12 protein-coding genes and 1 pseudogene are annotated in these 14,815 nt (G+C 57.6%); 4 read left to right on the top strand and 9 right to left on the bottom strand.

What is annotated here, in order from left to right:
• Positions 1–7: 7 nt before the first annotated feature.
• Both VEH04_15585 and VEH04_15590 read left to right on the top strand, forming a co-directional pair.
• Positions 8–898: pseudogene (locus tag VEH04_15585) on the top strand (glycoside hydrolase family 43 protein).
• 193 nt (positions 899–1,091) lie between these two features.
• Positions 1,092–4,730, top strand: a complete 3,639-nt coding sequence (locus VEH04_15590) for a hypothetical protein (GenBank protein ID HYG24200.1) — start codon at positions 1,092–1,094, stop codon at positions 4,728–4,730.
• Positions 4,731–4,784: 54 nt separating this feature from the next.
• Here the strand turns inward: VEH04_15590 and VEH04_15595 are convergent, their stop codons facing one another.
• The 5 genes from VEH04_15595 to VEH04_15615 all read right to left on the bottom strand — a co-directional run bounded on the left by VEH04_15595 (position 4,785) and on the right by VEH04_15615 (position 11,841).
• On the bottom strand, positions 4,785–5,213 hold the full coding sequence (locus VEH04_15595) for a hypothetical protein (GenBank protein HYG24201.1): 429 nt from the start codon (positions 5,211–5,213) through the stop codon (positions 4,785–4,787).
• Complete coding sequence (locus tag VEH04_15600; GenBank protein HYG24202.1) at positions 5,213–7,570, bottom strand: HEAT repeat domain-containing protein; 2,358 nt, start codon at positions 7,568–7,570, stop codon at positions 5,213–5,215. Before VEH04_15600 ends, VEH04_15595 begins: the two co-directional genes overlap by 1 nt.
• Before the next feature lie 458 nt (positions 7,571–8,028).
• The gene (locus tag VEH04_15605) at positions 8,029–8,961 is read right to left on the bottom strand and encodes a thiamine pyrophosphate-dependent enzyme (protein HYG24203.1); all 933 of its coding nucleotides are present in this window, start codon (positions 8,959–8,961) and stop codon (positions 8,029–8,031) included.
• 32 nt (positions 8,962–8,993) lie between these two features.
• Positions 8,994–10,826: a 2-oxoacid:acceptor oxidoreductase subunit alpha gene (locus VEH04_15610; protein ID HYG24204.1), complete on the bottom strand. Its 1,833-nt coding sequence runs from the start codon at positions 10,824–10,826 to the stop codon at positions 8,994–8,996.
• Between the two features lie 190 nt (positions 10,827–11,016).
• Positions 11,017–11,841 (bottom strand): HAD hydrolase family protein, encoded by an 825-nt coding sequence (locus tag VEH04_15615; protein ID HYG24205.1) that lies wholly within the window; start codon positions 11,839–11,841, stop codon positions 11,017–11,019.
• Positions 11,842–11,999: 158 nt separating this feature from the next.
• On the opposite strand from VEH04_15615, the gene VEH04_15620 reads away from it, so the two are divergent.
• Together VEH04_15620 and VEH04_15625 are read left to right on the top strand one after the other, a co-directional pair.
• Positions 12,000–12,431, top strand: coding sequence for a tetratricopeptide repeat protein (locus VEH04_15620; protein HYG24206.1), 432 nt, complete (start codon positions 12,000–12,002; stop codon positions 12,429–12,431).
• 18 nt (positions 12,432–12,449) lie between these two features.
• Positions 12,450–12,728 carry a hypothetical protein gene (locus VEH04_15625; protein HYG24207.1) on the top strand — a complete coding sequence of 93 codons (279 nt, stop codon included), beginning with the start codon at positions 12,450–12,452 and terminating at the stop codon, positions 12,726–12,728.
• 27 nt (positions 12,729–12,755) lie between these two features.
• On the opposite strand, the gene VEH04_15630 is transcribed toward VEH04_15625, so the two are convergent.
• From VEH04_15630 to VEH04_15645, 4 genes are read right to left on the bottom strand one after another with little or no spacing between them, the layout of a single operon-like run.
• On the bottom strand, positions 12,756–13,325 hold the full coding sequence (locus VEH04_15630; protein HYG24208.1) for an NUDIX hydrolase: 570 nt from the start codon (positions 13,323–13,325) through the stop codon (positions 12,756–12,758).
• Between the two features lie 8 nt (positions 13,326–13,333).
• The gene (locus tag VEH04_15635; protein HYG24209.1) at positions 13,334–13,540 is read right to left on the bottom strand and encodes a hypothetical protein; all 207 of its coding nucleotides are present in this window, start codon (positions 13,538–13,540) and stop codon (positions 13,334–13,336) included.
• A gap of 21 nt (positions 13,541–13,561) precedes the next feature.
• Positions 13,562–14,077 carry a peptidylprolyl isomerase gene (locus tag VEH04_15640; GenBank protein HYG24210.1) on the bottom strand — a complete coding sequence of 172 codons (516 nt, stop codon included), beginning with the start codon at positions 14,075–14,077 and terminating at the stop codon, positions 13,562–13,564.
• Positions 14,078–14,090: 13 nt separating this feature from the next.
• The gene (locus tag VEH04_15645; protein HYG24211.1) at positions 14,091–14,792 is read right to left on the bottom strand and encodes a peptidylprolyl isomerase; all 702 of its coding nucleotides are present in this window, start codon (positions 14,790–14,792) and stop codon (positions 14,091–14,093) included.
• Between the last annotated feature and the right edge of the window lie 23 nt (positions 14,793–14,815).

Here is a 14,815-nt window from a genome sequence, read left to right on the forward strand (position 1 = left end):
AACAGGTGGCAACCCGATCATCACAAACTTCTTCACGGCGGATCCGGCTGCGATGGTGCACAAAGGACGCGTTTATCTTTACACAGGCCATGATGTGCCGCCCAACAACAATTCGAACTATCGCATGCACGACTGGCTCTGCTTCTCCTCCACGAACATGGTGGAATGGGAGGAACACGGGTCCCCTTTGAATACGAAGGATTTCGCATGGGCGCGTGATGACGCGTGGGCAAGCCAGGTCATCGAACGCGACGGCAAGTTTTATTGGTACGTTTCGATCACTCACGCGACCATCGGCGGAAAGGCTATTGGGGTGGCGGTGGCAGACAGCCCGACGGGACCGTTCAAGGACGCACGCGGCTCGGCACTCATCAGCAACGACATGACCAAGGCGACGCGGATCAGTTGGGATGACATCGACCCGACCGTGTGGGTTGACGGCGATGGCCAGGGGTATCTCATGTGGGGCAACCAGAAATGTTATTGGGCGAAATTGAAACCGAACATGACTGAGCTCGACGGAGAAATTCACGTGATTCCCGACGAACAGGTGAAGGGCTTCACGGAAGCGCCATGGATTCACAAGCGCGGCGACATTTACTACCTCACGTATGCCACTGGTTTTCCAGAGAAGGTCGCGTATTCGACGAGTTCGAAGATGACAGGGCCATGGACACCGCGCGGTTTGCTGTCTGAGCTCGCGGGGAACAGCAACACGATCCATCAATCCATCATCGAGTTCATGGGCCGCTGGTATTTCATTTACCACAACGGAGGCGTGCAGACGACAGGTGGAAGCTATCGACGATCCGTATGCATCGAACACCTTGAGTACAATTCCGATGGGACGATGAACCGCATCGTGCAAACCACCGAAGGCGTTGCGCTCGGACGCTAGGCGTTTGGCTGCAGGACGCAATACAGTCACGGCTTAAAGTAACAAAATGAACACTCCCGCTTCTAGCGTGCGAATGAGGGAGAGGAATATCTCATGACGATTTTTCGCCTCGGCCAAACAAGTAATTAAGCGCCACGAGTTTAGGAAGTTTGGGAGCCTGTTTTGAAGCTACGCATCAATTCCAGCGACGTGCATGAATGCGATTCTCCTTCCCCTCATTGTGTTGTGTGGTGTCACAACGGGCATGGCCGCAACGATTACCTGGGATGGAGGCGGCGGGAATTCATCATGGCAAACAGAGGCGAACTGGAGCAATGATGCCCTGCCAGGCATCAACGACGATGTAATTCTCAACGCCGGCGGTGGGCTGGTGGTAACATCGTCGGCCAGTGTCACGATTCGCAGTGTTCAAGCCAGCAATAGCATCGCACTCACCGCCGGGGTCTTTCGTGTCACTTCCGGAGACTCCATCCTGCAAGGGCAGGTTCATGTTTCTGGCAATCCCACGCTTTCGGCGAGCGGTCCCGCAACGCGGCTGGTTCTTCCCAACGCCCTTAATCTTGACCGCGCAGGGCTTGAAGCGCTGGGTGGCGCGCAATTTTTCGCGCCGATGGTGCCCCGCTTCAACAAGGGGTCTGGATGTGCAACGGTGTCCTGGCGAGCGTCTGGCGCGAACTCTGCGCTGCACCTTCCAGGATTGACCAACCTTGCTGGGGCTGACTGCGGGAACCTTTTAGTCCAGGCGCTCGATGACGGCTGGATTGTCCTTTCGAGTGTCGTGTCCCTCGCCGAAGGCATGGCCGCCTTCCTGGCTGAGGGAACGAATAGCCGGGTAGACTTATCATCCCTCCAGAACGCCGCCGGGGTTCTGGACAACGTGGCTTTCGAGGCACGCAACGGGGGGACCATGTCGATTCCGCAAATGCACGGCGGGAAAACAGTGACTGTTGCAATCCGCTCGGGAGGAATGTTGCCAGTCGGCCAGCTGGCGGAGTTGGAGGGATTTACAGTCGTGGGCACAAACCTCAATTTCACATCGCTGACCAACCTGGGGCACGGGAGCATCAGCGTGACCAGCAATGCAGTGGTCACAGCGACGAACCTCGTCAGACACAACGGCGCGCTCGATTGCTACACAGGATTGTGGCACGTCAGTGGTCCAGGCAGCGTCCTCGACTTCTCGAGCTTGACCAACCTCGTTGGCGCGGATTGCGGCAGCCGCGAACTTCGCGCCAGCAGCGGCGCAACATTCCGGCTGACAGGGTTGCGGGCGATTTCCGAAGGGACACTGAAGTTCAGTGCACACGGTTCGGGCAGCCTGATCGATCTTGCCAACCTGAATCGTTCCGATGCGACCCAACGGATCGTGGCCCTGGAAGCCTTGGATTCCGGAACCATTCAGATGCCTCTTTACACTGGCACCCCACGCACGTTCTTGATTCTGGAGAACAACGGGAACATTCCGACCGAAAACATGCGCGAGCTCAGCGGATTTCAGGTCAGCGGGATGAATGTACATTTTGCTGCGCTGACGAACGTATTGCACGGGCATATCACCGTCGCCAATGGCGCGATCGTCACCCTTCCTCTGCTTGTGAGGCACGATCACAGCGGCACATGCGTTTCCACAGTGTGGGAGGTCCGGGACGCGGGATCATCTCTGGATCTGTCGAGCCTCACATACCTCTCCGGCCCTTCATGCGGGTCGCTGATAGTGAACGCGGAGAACGGCGGGCGCGCTGTGTTGAACTCGGTGCAGACGGTGGCAAACGGGACGCTGACCTTCTCGGCAGCGGGAAACGGCAGCGCGATCGAGTTGCCTCTTCTCGCGAATGTGCACGGCGGCAGGGTGGTCTCGCTGATCGCAGCTGACTCCGGGGAAATCATTGTTCCGCTGCTGGAGGGAAACACCAATGTGTTTGTTTCAGTCAATGACGACGGAATCCTTCCCATAGCGCAGTTTGCGCGGCTGCATGGATTCAGTGTCAATGGAATGAACGTCGTGTTTGGCGCCCTGACCAATCTTGCGTCGGGGAGCGTCATCGTCAGTGGCGGAGGTGTGGCCACAGCCCCGCATCTGGTTTCGCATGTAGACCCCGCGTTCTGCGGACTCTCCTCATGGCAGGCGACCGGCCCCGGCAGCGTCCTCGACTTCTCAAGCCTGACAAATCTGGTTGGACCGCAATGCGGCGCTTTGTCGATCCAGGCGAAAGCTGGCGGAAACGTGCGCATGGGCGGGTTGTCGCGCCTGGGCGAAGGAGGCGCTGCTTTCCTCTCGGACGGGCTTGGGAGCGCGCTCGATCTTTCAGGGTTGCGAAACTCCGACGCCGTGAGTCACAACATTTCGTTCGAAGCCCGGAACAATGGGTCGGTCGAGCTGCCGGAATTCGAGGGAGGCGAGACAGTGACCTTGGTCATTCGTTCGGGCGGTTCGTTCGACACGACCCACTTGAAGTTGCTGAGAAGCCTCACGGTCAGCGGAACATCCCTCAGCCTTGCCGGACTCACGAACCTTTTCGCAGGTAATTTGATCGTTGAGCAAGGCGCGGTGTTGTCGCTGCCGGGTGTTTTCAATCACGACCAGTCGACGGGATGCCCACTGAACGCATGGTCAGTCACGGGCTCGGGCAGTGTCCTGGAGCTGCTGTCGCTCACGAATCTCGTGGGCAGCGGATGCGGAAGCCTGGTAATTTCAGCCACGGCGGGAGGGTTGGTGAACATCAGCAATCTTGTCACAGTTGCCGACGGGACGGTGGCGTTCGTGGTCGACGGAATCAACAGCACAATTAACCTGTCGTCGCTGCGAGAGTCACGCGCTGATGAGAATGTCGTTTCGTTTGAAGCGCGGAACGCCGGCGAAATTGCAATGCCGAGCATGCTTGGCGGTTCGAGCGTGTGGATCACGATCAAGACCAACGGAGTAATTCCGACGAGCCGGTTATCGACGTTGCGCAGCGTGACTGCGATCGGAGCCAATATTTTCCTCGATGGATTGACCAACATCGATCGTGGAACGTTCACGGTTTTGGACGGTGGCACCGTGACTGCACCATCGTTGCGCGAGTATGTCAAAGGGGATTGGTGTGACAGCACGACCTGGCTGGCACGCGGTCCCGGGAGCCTTCTTAGTCTTCCACAGCTGCAACGCATGGATGGCGGTAACTGCGTTCCGCTGGAGATTGTGGCAACCAACGGCGGGCAGGTGCTGTTAAACGCTCTTACAAATGGGACTGCGTGGCTCACCATGGCATCATCGGGCGCGGGCAGCATCATCGCGCTGCCGTCGCTTTTGAATCTGATTCACACAGCTAGCGCATCGAGGCTGACGGCAACCAATGGCGGCGGGCTGGCGTTGCCCGCAGGACCGGCCTTCTTCTCGGGTGTGAGCCTGGAAATTGCCGGAGGGACTCCAGGTTTGCCATTGACCCGCATCGCGGCAACGAATCTGGTGATGCGGGGAGTGCCGTGGCGCAGTTATTGGATCGAATATCGAAATCCCGAAGCGCCCCAAATTCCGTGGGCGTTTTACGGCCGCGTGCCGCTGACCAATGACTTTCAAGTGATCGCACCTCCTGCCACCGGCAGCGTGGAATATCGCGCCTGGGAGTTTGTGGCCGAACCGGCGTTGCTGGACTTGCACATCCGACAAGCGACCAATGTGCAGTTGACGCTTTACGCGCCGAGTGGGTCCATACGCCATTTGCTGGCGAACACGAATCTGTTGTCGGCACCGTGGCAGGCGTTCGACACAGTTGTCATGACGAACACATTTCGCATCCTGCAGCCGAGGCCCTCAAACGGCAAAAGCGAGTTCTTTCGAGCGGAGCCTTAGCGCATCCGATTTTGAATTTCCTAGCGATCATCACTTCCGTAGCCCTCCTGCTTTTCAGTTCCCGTTCCGGAAGGGAAGATTGCCGCCGTCGCCATCCGTGATCAACGTGGCTGTGCGTTCAACCCCAAGCTCATCCATCCGCGCGGCAGGGTTGCCCCGTGAAAGTTCATCGCGAAGCCGTACTTTCCGCTGTCCTGAAGAATATCGTGATAATACTCCCATTCCATCTCCGCCGCGTAATCGATGAACCGTTTTGGACGGAGGATTGGCTGAATGTTTTGAAGTGCAACCTGCGAACGTCACGAGCGCGATGAGCGTGACACACGGAAGCAGTTGCCTGGCGTGATTGATGAAATGGTGTGCCTGGCTGTTCTTGGCTGCGGGCGAGCGGCAGACTTCAGGTGCAGAGCTCTGAACAATCAAAAACGTGAAGCGGTTGAGATCCCACGGAGGTGCGGTTCGCTGCAGGGAACGTCGCGTCATCAGGTTGCAGATTGTTGGTCAGCGGGGCGGTAGAAGTCTGCGGGGAAACCGTCCTGTTTGCATGCAATCAGCGTGAGCGGGCGGCCGTGCTTCAGGTTTACCTGTGAAAAGACCTCCCGGGGGTTGCCATCGTCGAACTCGCCCGTCCTGACTTCTGAGGAGCCGCCTCCCATCATCCAGAGCACATACAGTAGCGCACCATCCATTTCGTCATGAACGATCACCAATGATTCCATCAGGCCTTCAGCAAGCTCGGGGTAACGATCCTTGAACCAGGCGTAGAGCCAGGTTTCCCGAACGGCCAAACACATTTCGCTCAGTCTTTCCTCCTCGGCGACTGCATCGGCAATGCGGAGCTGGGTCTGGACTTCGTCCCTGTTCCAACCTCCGCGTTCCATGCGCCAAAGCTGGACTTTGCGAAAGTCTGCAGCGAGCGTCGCGGCGGCTTCTGCCCCCGTTATCTTCGAATGTCCCGGCGGCCTGGATGAATCGAAGATGGCGACGAGTTCAGCGACGCTTCGGCCCGGCTCATATCGGTAAGTAATCCACGGGGCAGGGGTGAGTCCTGGGACGGCAGCGGTATCGCGGACGTTAAAACCGCGGCCGTCGGGATAACGCGCCCCAATCTCGGTCGTAAGATCCTTGCCGCTGCTGATGGAGGCGGTCGTGCCATTTTCTGAATGCCCGAAAAGGAAGAGCTGGAACCCGGGTATGTTCTCAAAGGCATAGATGCCCTCCAGACGGTAACCCGCAGCTTCAAGCGCGTTCCGTTGACGTTCCACATCCGGGTGCTGCACAGCCTCCATTGGGACGCGCCGCGTTGAAGTCTGCACGGCAGGCGCCAATTTGCGCTTGGCAACAAGGTGAGTGCGAAACTCTTCGACTTCCTTCTTTAAACGAGCGGTCTGCTCTTCCATCAGCTGCTTCATTGCAGAACGTAACGCTCTTTTCTCCGAGTTTCCTTTTGCGAGGTTATCCTTCGTATGTGCAAGAATCTGCGAGAGCGCATCGCTGGCGGGATCATCTGAATACGATTCTTCAAGTTGCGATTCCCCGGCCGTGTCATCCGTCTCGGCGATATCCGGGGCCGCTGCAATCGCGTTCAGTTCGTTGTCCGGCAATTCATTGTACCCACCTAGGATCGTCAAACCGGCCTGCACCGTACGCTTCTTGGGCGCCAGCGGGTCTCCGTTCGTCTCAAGCTCCCAGCAGCAGTGAAGCGCATAGGCTTGCAACGGGGTGAGATCTGCTGTCGTTTCGCCAAAGAGCGCGAATGTGACCGAACCAACCATCCCAAGGCCTATGTCGTCTGCCTCGCGCTCGTCCGTCCTGGGATACTCATAGCGCAACAGCCAAAGCTGGCGGCGATCCTGCGTGGGCGGCCAGTAAAGCTCGCGCGTGTCGACTATGCTGATCCGCGCGGGCGGTTCGCCGAACTCACTGGGATGCGACAGCCATGCAACCATCGTTGCCATCGCCTGGAAATTGGGATCGGCAGCCTCGGCCGGAATTGCGTCCTCGCGGCCGAGCTCCTCGAGCAGCTGGACGGCAGCCGACGAAGTGTTCACATGGACGGCAAAGCGGGCGAGGTTTCGAATGCCGCGTTCCATGCCCATCTTCGCGGCCGCCCACGCAGCTTCAACTGACACGCCTGGATCCGGATGGTCCATCGCCAGTTCAAGCAATTCGTTTCGTGCCGGATGGGTCATGAACGGCAACGCAGCGGTTGCACTGTGCGCGTAACTGAAGTGTTCGGGGTTCAAATCCCGCAGCCATCCGCGGAGCATCTCAATTCCCGAAGGAGAGTCGTAAGGATGCTCGATGTCGCCACCGTCCAACGCGCATTGGTTGGCTGCATCCAACAAGGTGACAGCCGCGAACCCTGAAGGCAGCGAGAGTTTGAATGCCGAGAAGAACCGCCTGCAATGCGGGTGCTCGTTGTTAAAGCCGCCGATGATTGACGACCACATGTATGCCTCGGAAGCAAAACCAGATTGGGCGACTGCAATGATGCGGTCAGTGCCGTCTTCTGTCGCAAACTGCGTCAGGAGCTTTAGAAGAAACAGTCGATCGCTGATGGCGGTGGGCGCGTCGTCCATGAGGCAGGGTTCCAATTCCAACAGCAGCGGAACTCCGTCGTCGCGAAAGACTTGAAAGACTTCTTGGGCAGGTTCTTCGGGCTGGAAGGCGCGAAGGAGGCGGGCCGCGCGGCTGGGGCTGGCCAGAGTCTCTTTGAAAACGCGGCAGAATTCCTCGGCTTCTTCGCGTGTGGTGATCTCAACTTCCGGTTGATCGAACCGGGAGAACTTGCCCTGCGCAAAGAATTTCTCCACGGCCTCGCGTATTTCGCTCTTCATGGAATCTCACTTTCAGCTTGGATGAATAAGTGCCTTGACGTCGGTTGGCCTCCAGCTTTTCTGCAGGCTTCGAACGTTTCAAGTGCTTTTTCTCCGCAAGACGAGGTGGGTGCGTTCGGACCGGGATCTTCAGGTCGCTTCAATGAGAGCACGGAATCGTGTGAAATGATTGACCTGCGCGTTCGCGCACGCTGAAGCGGCCGTAAACGCCGAGGTCCTCCCGCGTAAGCCCCGGCTAACGGTGCCGATCAATAGTCGCGTAAGGCTCGACCGATCGGCGGATGACCGCGGGCACAGAACACCTGCGTGGGGCGAGGCATTCTGCTGTCCTGCAGATGGGTCAACGTGCTGGCGTTGTCTACATCCTGCCGGCGCGAAGCCGGCGATACAGCCTGTCCTCCGTAGCAGCCACTGCGGAGGGCCGGACAGGTTGGAAACGTGTAGAGCTAAGAGTTGAATTACTTCAGACGATCAAACGTTTTCTGCAGGATCTGCCAATCTTTCATGCCCTTGACCTTCTCCATTGCAGACTTGCCGATCTCCGCTTCCTTCGCGTTCTTGGTCGGCTTGGATGCCTTGTAGAAAATGCCGAAGTATCCGGGGAACGGTTCGTTGGCGAGCTTGTACGCCGCGAGCTCATCCGTCACGTCGTGGTCCTTGGGAACTTCGTTGAACACGCCGCCCTTGCGCGGATTCGAGGCGTCAAAGGCGCCTTCGTAAAACTCCACGCATTCGCTGAGACATTCGATGAAGCTGAAACCGTCGTGATCCATCGCGGCCTCCATCATCTGCAGCACATGGTTTGGGTTCGTGTGCGTCGTGCGTGCGACGAAACTGGCCCCTGCTGAAATCGCCTGCTTCATGGGATTGATGGGATAATCAATTGCGCCCCATTGATCGGTCTTGCTTTTGAATCCGAGCGGCGACGTCGGGGAAGTCTGCTTCTTCGTCAGGCCGTAGACCCAATTGTCCATGACCACGTAGGTGAGCTTCACGTTCTTGCGCGCGGTGTGGTTGAAATGGTTGCCGCCAATGGAAAACGCGTCGCCATCACCGCCGAACACAAACACGTGCAGGTCGGGACGGGAGAGCGAAACTCCGGTTGCGAATGGCAGGGCGCGGCCGTGAATGTAATGAACGCCGTGCGCCTGGACGAAGTAGGGAAAGCGGCTGGAGCAGCCGATGCCGGCAACCGTCGTGATCTTCTCGTGCCAGAGCTTCCGCTTTTCGATCAGCTTGAAATACAGCGCCAGCACGGAGAAATCTCCGCAACCGGGGCACCACGTGGGATGATCCGCTGCAATTTCCTTCTTGGTCAGGCCTTTGCGTTCTGCGTCGGGAGGAACTGTAATGACGGTGGTAAGAGCGGGGGAATCGGTCAGGGAACTCATGTTGGTAATGCGTTGAGAATCGTTCGAAAGTTTCAAGCCGTCACGGGCTGGCCGTTTGAGGCGAGTCTTGCCTGCACGGCTGCAAGGATTTCCTTAACCTTCCATGTCAGGCCGTCTGTCTTGTTGATGCCGCGAATGGCAGGATTGCAAAAGCGCGCGCGGAGGACCGACGCGAGCTGCCCGCCCTGATTGTAAATGCCTTCGTCGTTCATCTCGACGACAAAAACGTGATTGAATCCTGAGAAAATATTCTCCAATCCGTGCGGCAAAGGGCTGATGGCCCGCAGGTGAATCGAGGAAATGCTGTCGCCAGCGGCGCGGGCGCGATCCACAGCTTCCTTGATGGGACCTTGCGTTGAACCCCATCCGACGAGCAGAACATTGCCTTCGCTCGGCCCGTAAATGCGCGGCGCGGGAAGCGTTTCCGCGAGGGCCTGGAGTTTCTTGCGCCGCTTGATCGTCATCTGCTGGTGCAGTTTCGGCGATCCGGTCGGGTGTCCCATTTCGTCATGTTCAAGTCCTGTCGCAACAGGATACTTGCCGCTGAGAATGCGGGTCCCGGGAACCACGCGTTGAACGACGCCCGTGGGGGTCGACAGATCGTAAGGTTTGTAGTCTTGAACCGGCGTCAGGTCGGGACTGATGTCCTGGCAAACCTTCTCAAGGTCAGGTTCATCAAACGCTTCGATTCGGGTCGCGATCGCCTGGTCGCTAAGGATGTAAACCGGAACATTGTAGGTGCGCGCGATGTTTACCGCTTCAATCGCCGTATAAAAACAATCTTCAACATTCGCAGGCGCTATCACAACACGGGGAGAATCTCCGTGGGCGCCATAGAGTGCGATGTTAAGATCCGATTGTTCAACATTCGTGGGCATGCCCGTCGACGGGCCTCCGCGTTGAATGTCGATCACGATGACCGGAACTTCCGCCATCCCAGCCCAACCCGCAGCTTCGGCCTTCAGCGCGATGCCGGGGCCGCTGGATCCTGTGACTGCGACGCGCCCGGCATAGCCAGCTCCAATCGCCATCGAAATCGACGCAATTTCATCTTCGCATTGAATGAAGGCCCCGCCGTATTTGGGAAGCTCTCGCCGCAGCAATTCCATGATATCCGACCAGGGTGTAATGGGATACCCCGCGCCGAAACGCACTCCCGCCGCGATCAATCCATAGGCCATCGCTTCGTTGCCGTTCATGACCACCTGATGACGCTCCTTTTTGGTGCTGTCAACAAACCGGAATGTATCAATGACGTTGCCGATGGAATAACTGTAGCCAGCTTGAAACGCTGACAGCGCGTTCTTCACGATGCTGTCGTCCTTTCCGCCGAAGCGTTCGTGAATCAGCTTTTCCAGCTTCGCCACGTTGAGATCAAACATGCGTGCGATCAAGCCAAGCGCGTAAATGTTCTTGCCCTTGTCCTTCGCGGTGCCGCCGATAGACTCAATTGTCAGCGTGGAAATCGGAATGCCGACGTGATGATAATCATCCTTCCATTCCGGCTTGGGCTCCACGTGGTCGGCATCATAGAGCACGATGCCCTTCTTCTTGAGCGAGTTGATATGACCTTCATAGGAGTGCTGATAAAAGGCCAGCAGGACATCGGCATCATCGCCAGCGCTGAGGACCTCGCCCGATCCAATGCGCACCTGGAATATGGATGGACCACCCGAAATGGTGGACGGAATGGTCATGAACGTCATGACTTCCTGTTCGCTGCGGCCGGCAAGGCGCGCGAGAAAACCGCCGATTGCTTGAATTCCATCCTGGGAATTCCCGGCTATACGGATGACTGCTTCGGAGATGTTCGAAATTTTGGGAGCGCTGCCTGCGGACGAGGCAGCGGTGGACGTATCGCTCATGAAAATAGTTAGTTCTATTCGACGTTGTGCCCTCGGCGCACCTGAAGAATTGCAACGGGCGGCACCGACGCCCTGAAACACTAACACCCCACCCTGACGTGTCAAATTCTAATAATATTCGAATGTGCCTGCATATCAGAGACTTACGTATGATGGCCCAGATCGGAACCAAGGTCGCGAAACATTCGCATTAGTTCATCTGCTTTGCGGTCACGGGTGAATCATCGGGGGTTTTCGCCCCAGCCCGCTGCAGACACTCTCTAAGGACCTCCGTGGTGCCGCAGGCATGAGGAAGGTCGCTGATCAGTCCGCCGTGCTGCTGCAGTTGGTGTTTTACGCTGGGGATCGCGTTCCTTGGTCCGCCGAGCCATCGGGCGAAACGGGGATTGAGCATTGGCAGATCGTTCAAGTGATCCCCCGCGGCAAACACCGACTCGGCGCCAATCCCAAGCCGGCGGCTGAGCTCGGCCAGAGCGGTTCCCTTGTTGAACGCAGCGTGGCTGAAGCGGACGTAAACGTCGTTGCGAACAGGAACGAGATTGGGAATTGAACGGCAGTAGGTTTCGAGAAATGCGTTAATGACGTCCGCGTCCTTGTTGTTCCCGGCTATCAGGCAAAACGGCGAATAAGGATCCGAGTAAACGGTTGCCTGAAATCGGGCGTTGATCCAATCGGCTATGCGCGGAACGTCTTCTCGAACGCGCACGAACAATTCCTCGTGAGCGCGGGTGCACGCTGAATTCCACTCCTCCAGCCCCGCGTATCGAACCCCGTCATGCACCTGGATTTCGCGTTCAACGAGGACGAGATAATCGGGCTGGATGGTTACCTTCGCCCGCGCCAGCGTTTCCATAAGGCTCGACATGTCCCGACCCGTATTGATTACCCACTTGGCGCCATCGGCTTGCAACTCGGCGATCAGTTCCTGGAACTCGCGCGCGATCGGCGGGTTCTCAAATTCGGCAAAGATGGTTCCGTCGAAGTCGGTTGAGATGAGCTGGATGGGCGGAGGCATTGTTATTGTAAATCGTATTCGATATCATTTCGCGCGGTCTTCCCCGGCGTCGCGTTATCCTAAACCCGTTTGGGTCTGGGGCGCAAATGTCGGGGCGCGAGATTCGGGTATGCCTCGGCCCTTGCTCCAGTGCCTGCGCGTGCGCTATTGTGGCCGCGATGTCCCTGCAGGAACGTTTCGACGACGCGATGTACGACTTCAGCACGGGCGATTACGACCGGGCCATTGAAAAGTTGCGGAGCGTGCTCGCCGATGAGCCGCTTCACTTCGACGCGCAACTCGGGCTCGGAATGGCTTACTATCGCAAGGGCGATTATCAAACGGCCATCGCTGAAGGCCTGAAAGCGCTGAACCTGCGACCGCAGGAGCAACTCGTCCACACCAACCTTTCGCTGTTCTACATGAAGGCTGGAGACAAGGCCACTGCCGAGCATCACGGTCTTCAAGCCCGCATCGCCTCGTGGAAATCAGACAAGTCGAAGCCCGGTGAAAAGGCGGGTGGGGATCCTGACTTGGAGCTCGCAAAGCCTCCTGCCCCAGCCGTTCCGCCGCCCACGCAATTTCCTGACATGCCGTGGAAGAAGAAGTAGGTTCGTTTAAACACTGATATGAAATCGAGCTACGAACTGGCGATGGAACGCCTGAGCAAGACGGCGCCGACTGTTAAATTGACGGCAGAGAAAAAAGCCCAACTCGCTGACCTGGATTCACGTTATGCAGCGAAGATCGCTGAACGCGAGATCGCCGCAAAAGGCGAGATGGATCGCGCGGCAGGCGCCGGAGACTTTGCGAAGTATGATGAACTGCAGCAGCAGCTGGGGCGCGAACGCAAGGCGCTGCAAACCGAGCTCGAGGAAAAGAAGGAGCAAGTTCGCTCAGGAAAGTGACGGAGTTCTGCTGAAGGCGTCCGCCGGTCAGACTTTTTTCAGCCCGCGTTGATAAAGGTCGAAAAAGTACAGTCCGACCACCACAAGCGGGTGCGCAATCTTGCCCGTCGCAACCAGCGCGGGAAGGTCCTGCACGGGGACCAGGCGCGTCACGAGGTCCTCGCCGTGGTCAAACTCCACGGGATGCACACAGCGGCAGTTCTCGATGAGGATCGTGTAACACGTGTTGCTCATGATTGCCGGATTGGCGTAAGTCTGGCCGAGAATCCGCGGCGTGCCGCCTTCAAATCCCGTTTCCTCCCGCAATTCGCGCGCGCCCGTCACCTCAGGCCGCAAGTCCTTGGCGTCCATTAATCCTCCCGGGATTTCCAACTCTACCGTGTTCGAGCCATGGCGATATTGCTCGACCATGACGAGTTGCTGGTCGGGAGTGACGGCCACAATGTTGACCCAGTGAACGGAATCGATGATGTAGAAGTCGTGTTCTTTGCCCGTTCGCGGCGAGACCTTGGTTTCCGAGCGAATCGTGAAGATCCGGAAGTCGCCCACATCCCGTGAGCGCACTTTTTCCCAGGGTTTGATCTGTGGATGATTCACGCTTCAGCTCAGATTCCGCGTTCCTTGGCGGCCCAACCCTGGCGCATCAAGGTCAGCAGATGGGTCAATGCTTCCTCATACGTGCGGCCTTTTTCTGCGGCCAGCTGACGAGCCCGCTTGTCGAGTTGGGATGCCATCTCGGGCGCCTTATCCTGCGGACAGCCGAGCGCAACCAGGACAGAACCGAGATCCTCGGCGTTCACAACAGCATCCATGTTCGCGGCGGAGCCACCCAATTATTTGGCCTGATCTGCGGGGACAATTTTCACTGATTCAATGCCCATCCGCTTTGTTGGCCGGTCGCCCGGAGCTGTTTGCGTCGTGGCAATTTTCTCGAGCACATCGTCGCCCTTGACCAATTTTCCGAACGCCGTGTATTGGCGATCCAGAAAACGAGCATCAGCGTGGCAGATAAAGAATTGCGATCCGGCTGAATCAGGATCGCTGGAGCGCGCCATGGAAAGCACGCCGCGCACATGCGGCTTGGTGTTGAACTCCGCCTTGATCTGATACCCGGGTCCGCCAGTGCCCCAGCGGGACCGCGCGGATTCATCCTTGGTCAGCGGATCGCCGCCCTGGATCATGAAACCCTTGATCACGCGATGAAAACAGGTGCCGTCGTAAAAACCCTGGTTTGCAAGCTTCTTGAAATTTTCCACATGGCCAGGCGCCACATCGGACCAGAACTCTACAACCATTTCGCCTTCGGACGTTTTGATGATCGCTACTTCGCTGTTATTCGGGTTGTTCATATTTGAAGTCAATTCAGGGCACGATGGTGGCGGACTTGATGTAATCCAGGTTTGGAAAATCCTTTTTCAGGTAGGCGTTGCCTTCCGCCTGAATTCGTCCCTGCGACGGGCCGCGGCCCTGAGGGGCGCCTTCCCCGTATTCGCCGTTGATTTTATCCACCACGTCCATTCCTTCGATCACGGTTCCAAACGGCGAAAAGCCCATGTCATCGAGGCGCGTGTTGTCGACGTAATTGATAAAGAGTTGCGTCGTTCGCGTATTGGGTCCTGCCATGGCAAAACTCACTGTGCCGCGCTTGTTGGAGCCCTTGACGGGATCATCCTGGATCCGCGCTGAACGCCACGCGGCCGAAACCTTGGGGTCGCCATGCATTCCGAACTGGCACATGAAACCCTTGATGACGCGGAAGAATTGGACGTCGGTGAAGTAGCCTGAGCGCACAAGATTGTAAAAGCGGTCGGCGCCATTTGGGGAGAGCGCCCGCGTGACTTCGACGACAAACACTCCCTCGCTGGTGTCGAATTTCGCCTTGAAGCTTTCGGGCGCCTTTTCCTTTAGCCGTTCAGGGCTGGCAAATGAGGAGTCGGAACCTGCCGACTGTTGCGTCGATTGGGCAGGAATATTGGCGGCAGCCGTATTGGTGTCCTCAGCGGCGGACAGCCCGGCGATGCCGGACAACAGCGCTGCGGCGCACAGCAAAGCATAGGATTTCATAGGCGGCGCAATCTTCCATGCCG

This window comes from Verrucomicrobiia bacterium (assembly GCA_035629175.1).
GTDB lineage: Bacteria > Verrucomicrobiota > Verrucomicrobiia > Limisphaerales > DASXHY01 > DASXHY01.

What these genes read in the sequence shown, in the direction of transcription:
- VEH04_15590 (HYG24200.1), top strand. Translation starts at nt 1,092, where the DNA reads ATGAATGCGATTCTCCTTCCCCTCATTGTGTTGTGTGGTGTCACAACG.
- VEH04_15595 (HYG24201.1), bottom strand. Translation starts at nt 5,213, where the DNA reads ATGACGCGACGTTCCCTGCAGCGAACCGCACCTCCGTGGGATCTCAAC.
- VEH04_15600 (HYG24202.1), bottom strand. Translation starts at nt 7,570, where the DNA reads ATGAAGAGCGAAATACGCGAGGCCGTGGAGAAATTCTTTGCGCAGGGC.
- VEH04_15605 (HYG24203.1), bottom strand. Translation starts at nt 8,961, where the DNA reads ATGAGTTCCCTGACCGATTCCCCCGCTCTTACCACCGTCATTACAGTT.
- VEH04_15610 (HYG24204.1), bottom strand. Translation starts at nt 10,826, where the DNA reads ATGAGCGATACGTCCACCGCTGCCTCGTCCGCAGGCAGCGCTCCCAAA.
- VEH04_15615 (HYG24205.1), bottom strand. Translation starts at nt 11,841, where the DNA reads ATGCCTCCGCCCATCCAGCTCATCTCAACCGACTTCGACGGAACCATC.
- VEH04_15620 (HYG24206.1), top strand. Translation starts at nt 12,000, where the DNA reads ATGTCCCTGCAGGAACGTTTCGACGACGCGATGTACGACTTCAGCACG.
- VEH04_15625 (HYG24207.1), top strand. Translation starts at nt 12,450, where the DNA reads ATGAAATCGAGCTACGAACTGGCGATGGAACGCCTGAGCAAGACGGCG.
- VEH04_15635 (HYG24209.1), bottom strand. Translation starts at nt 13,540, where the DNA reads ATGGATGCTGTTGTGAACGCCGAGGATCTCGGTTCTGTCCTGGTTGCG.
- VEH04_15640 (HYG24210.1), bottom strand. Translation starts at nt 14,077, where the DNA reads ATGAACAACCCGAATAACAGCGAAGTAGCGATCATCAAAACGTCCGAA.
- VEH04_15645 (HYG24211.1), bottom strand. Translation starts at nt 14,792, where the DNA reads ATGAAATCCTATGCTTTGCTGTGCGCCGCAGCGCTGTTGTCCGGCATC.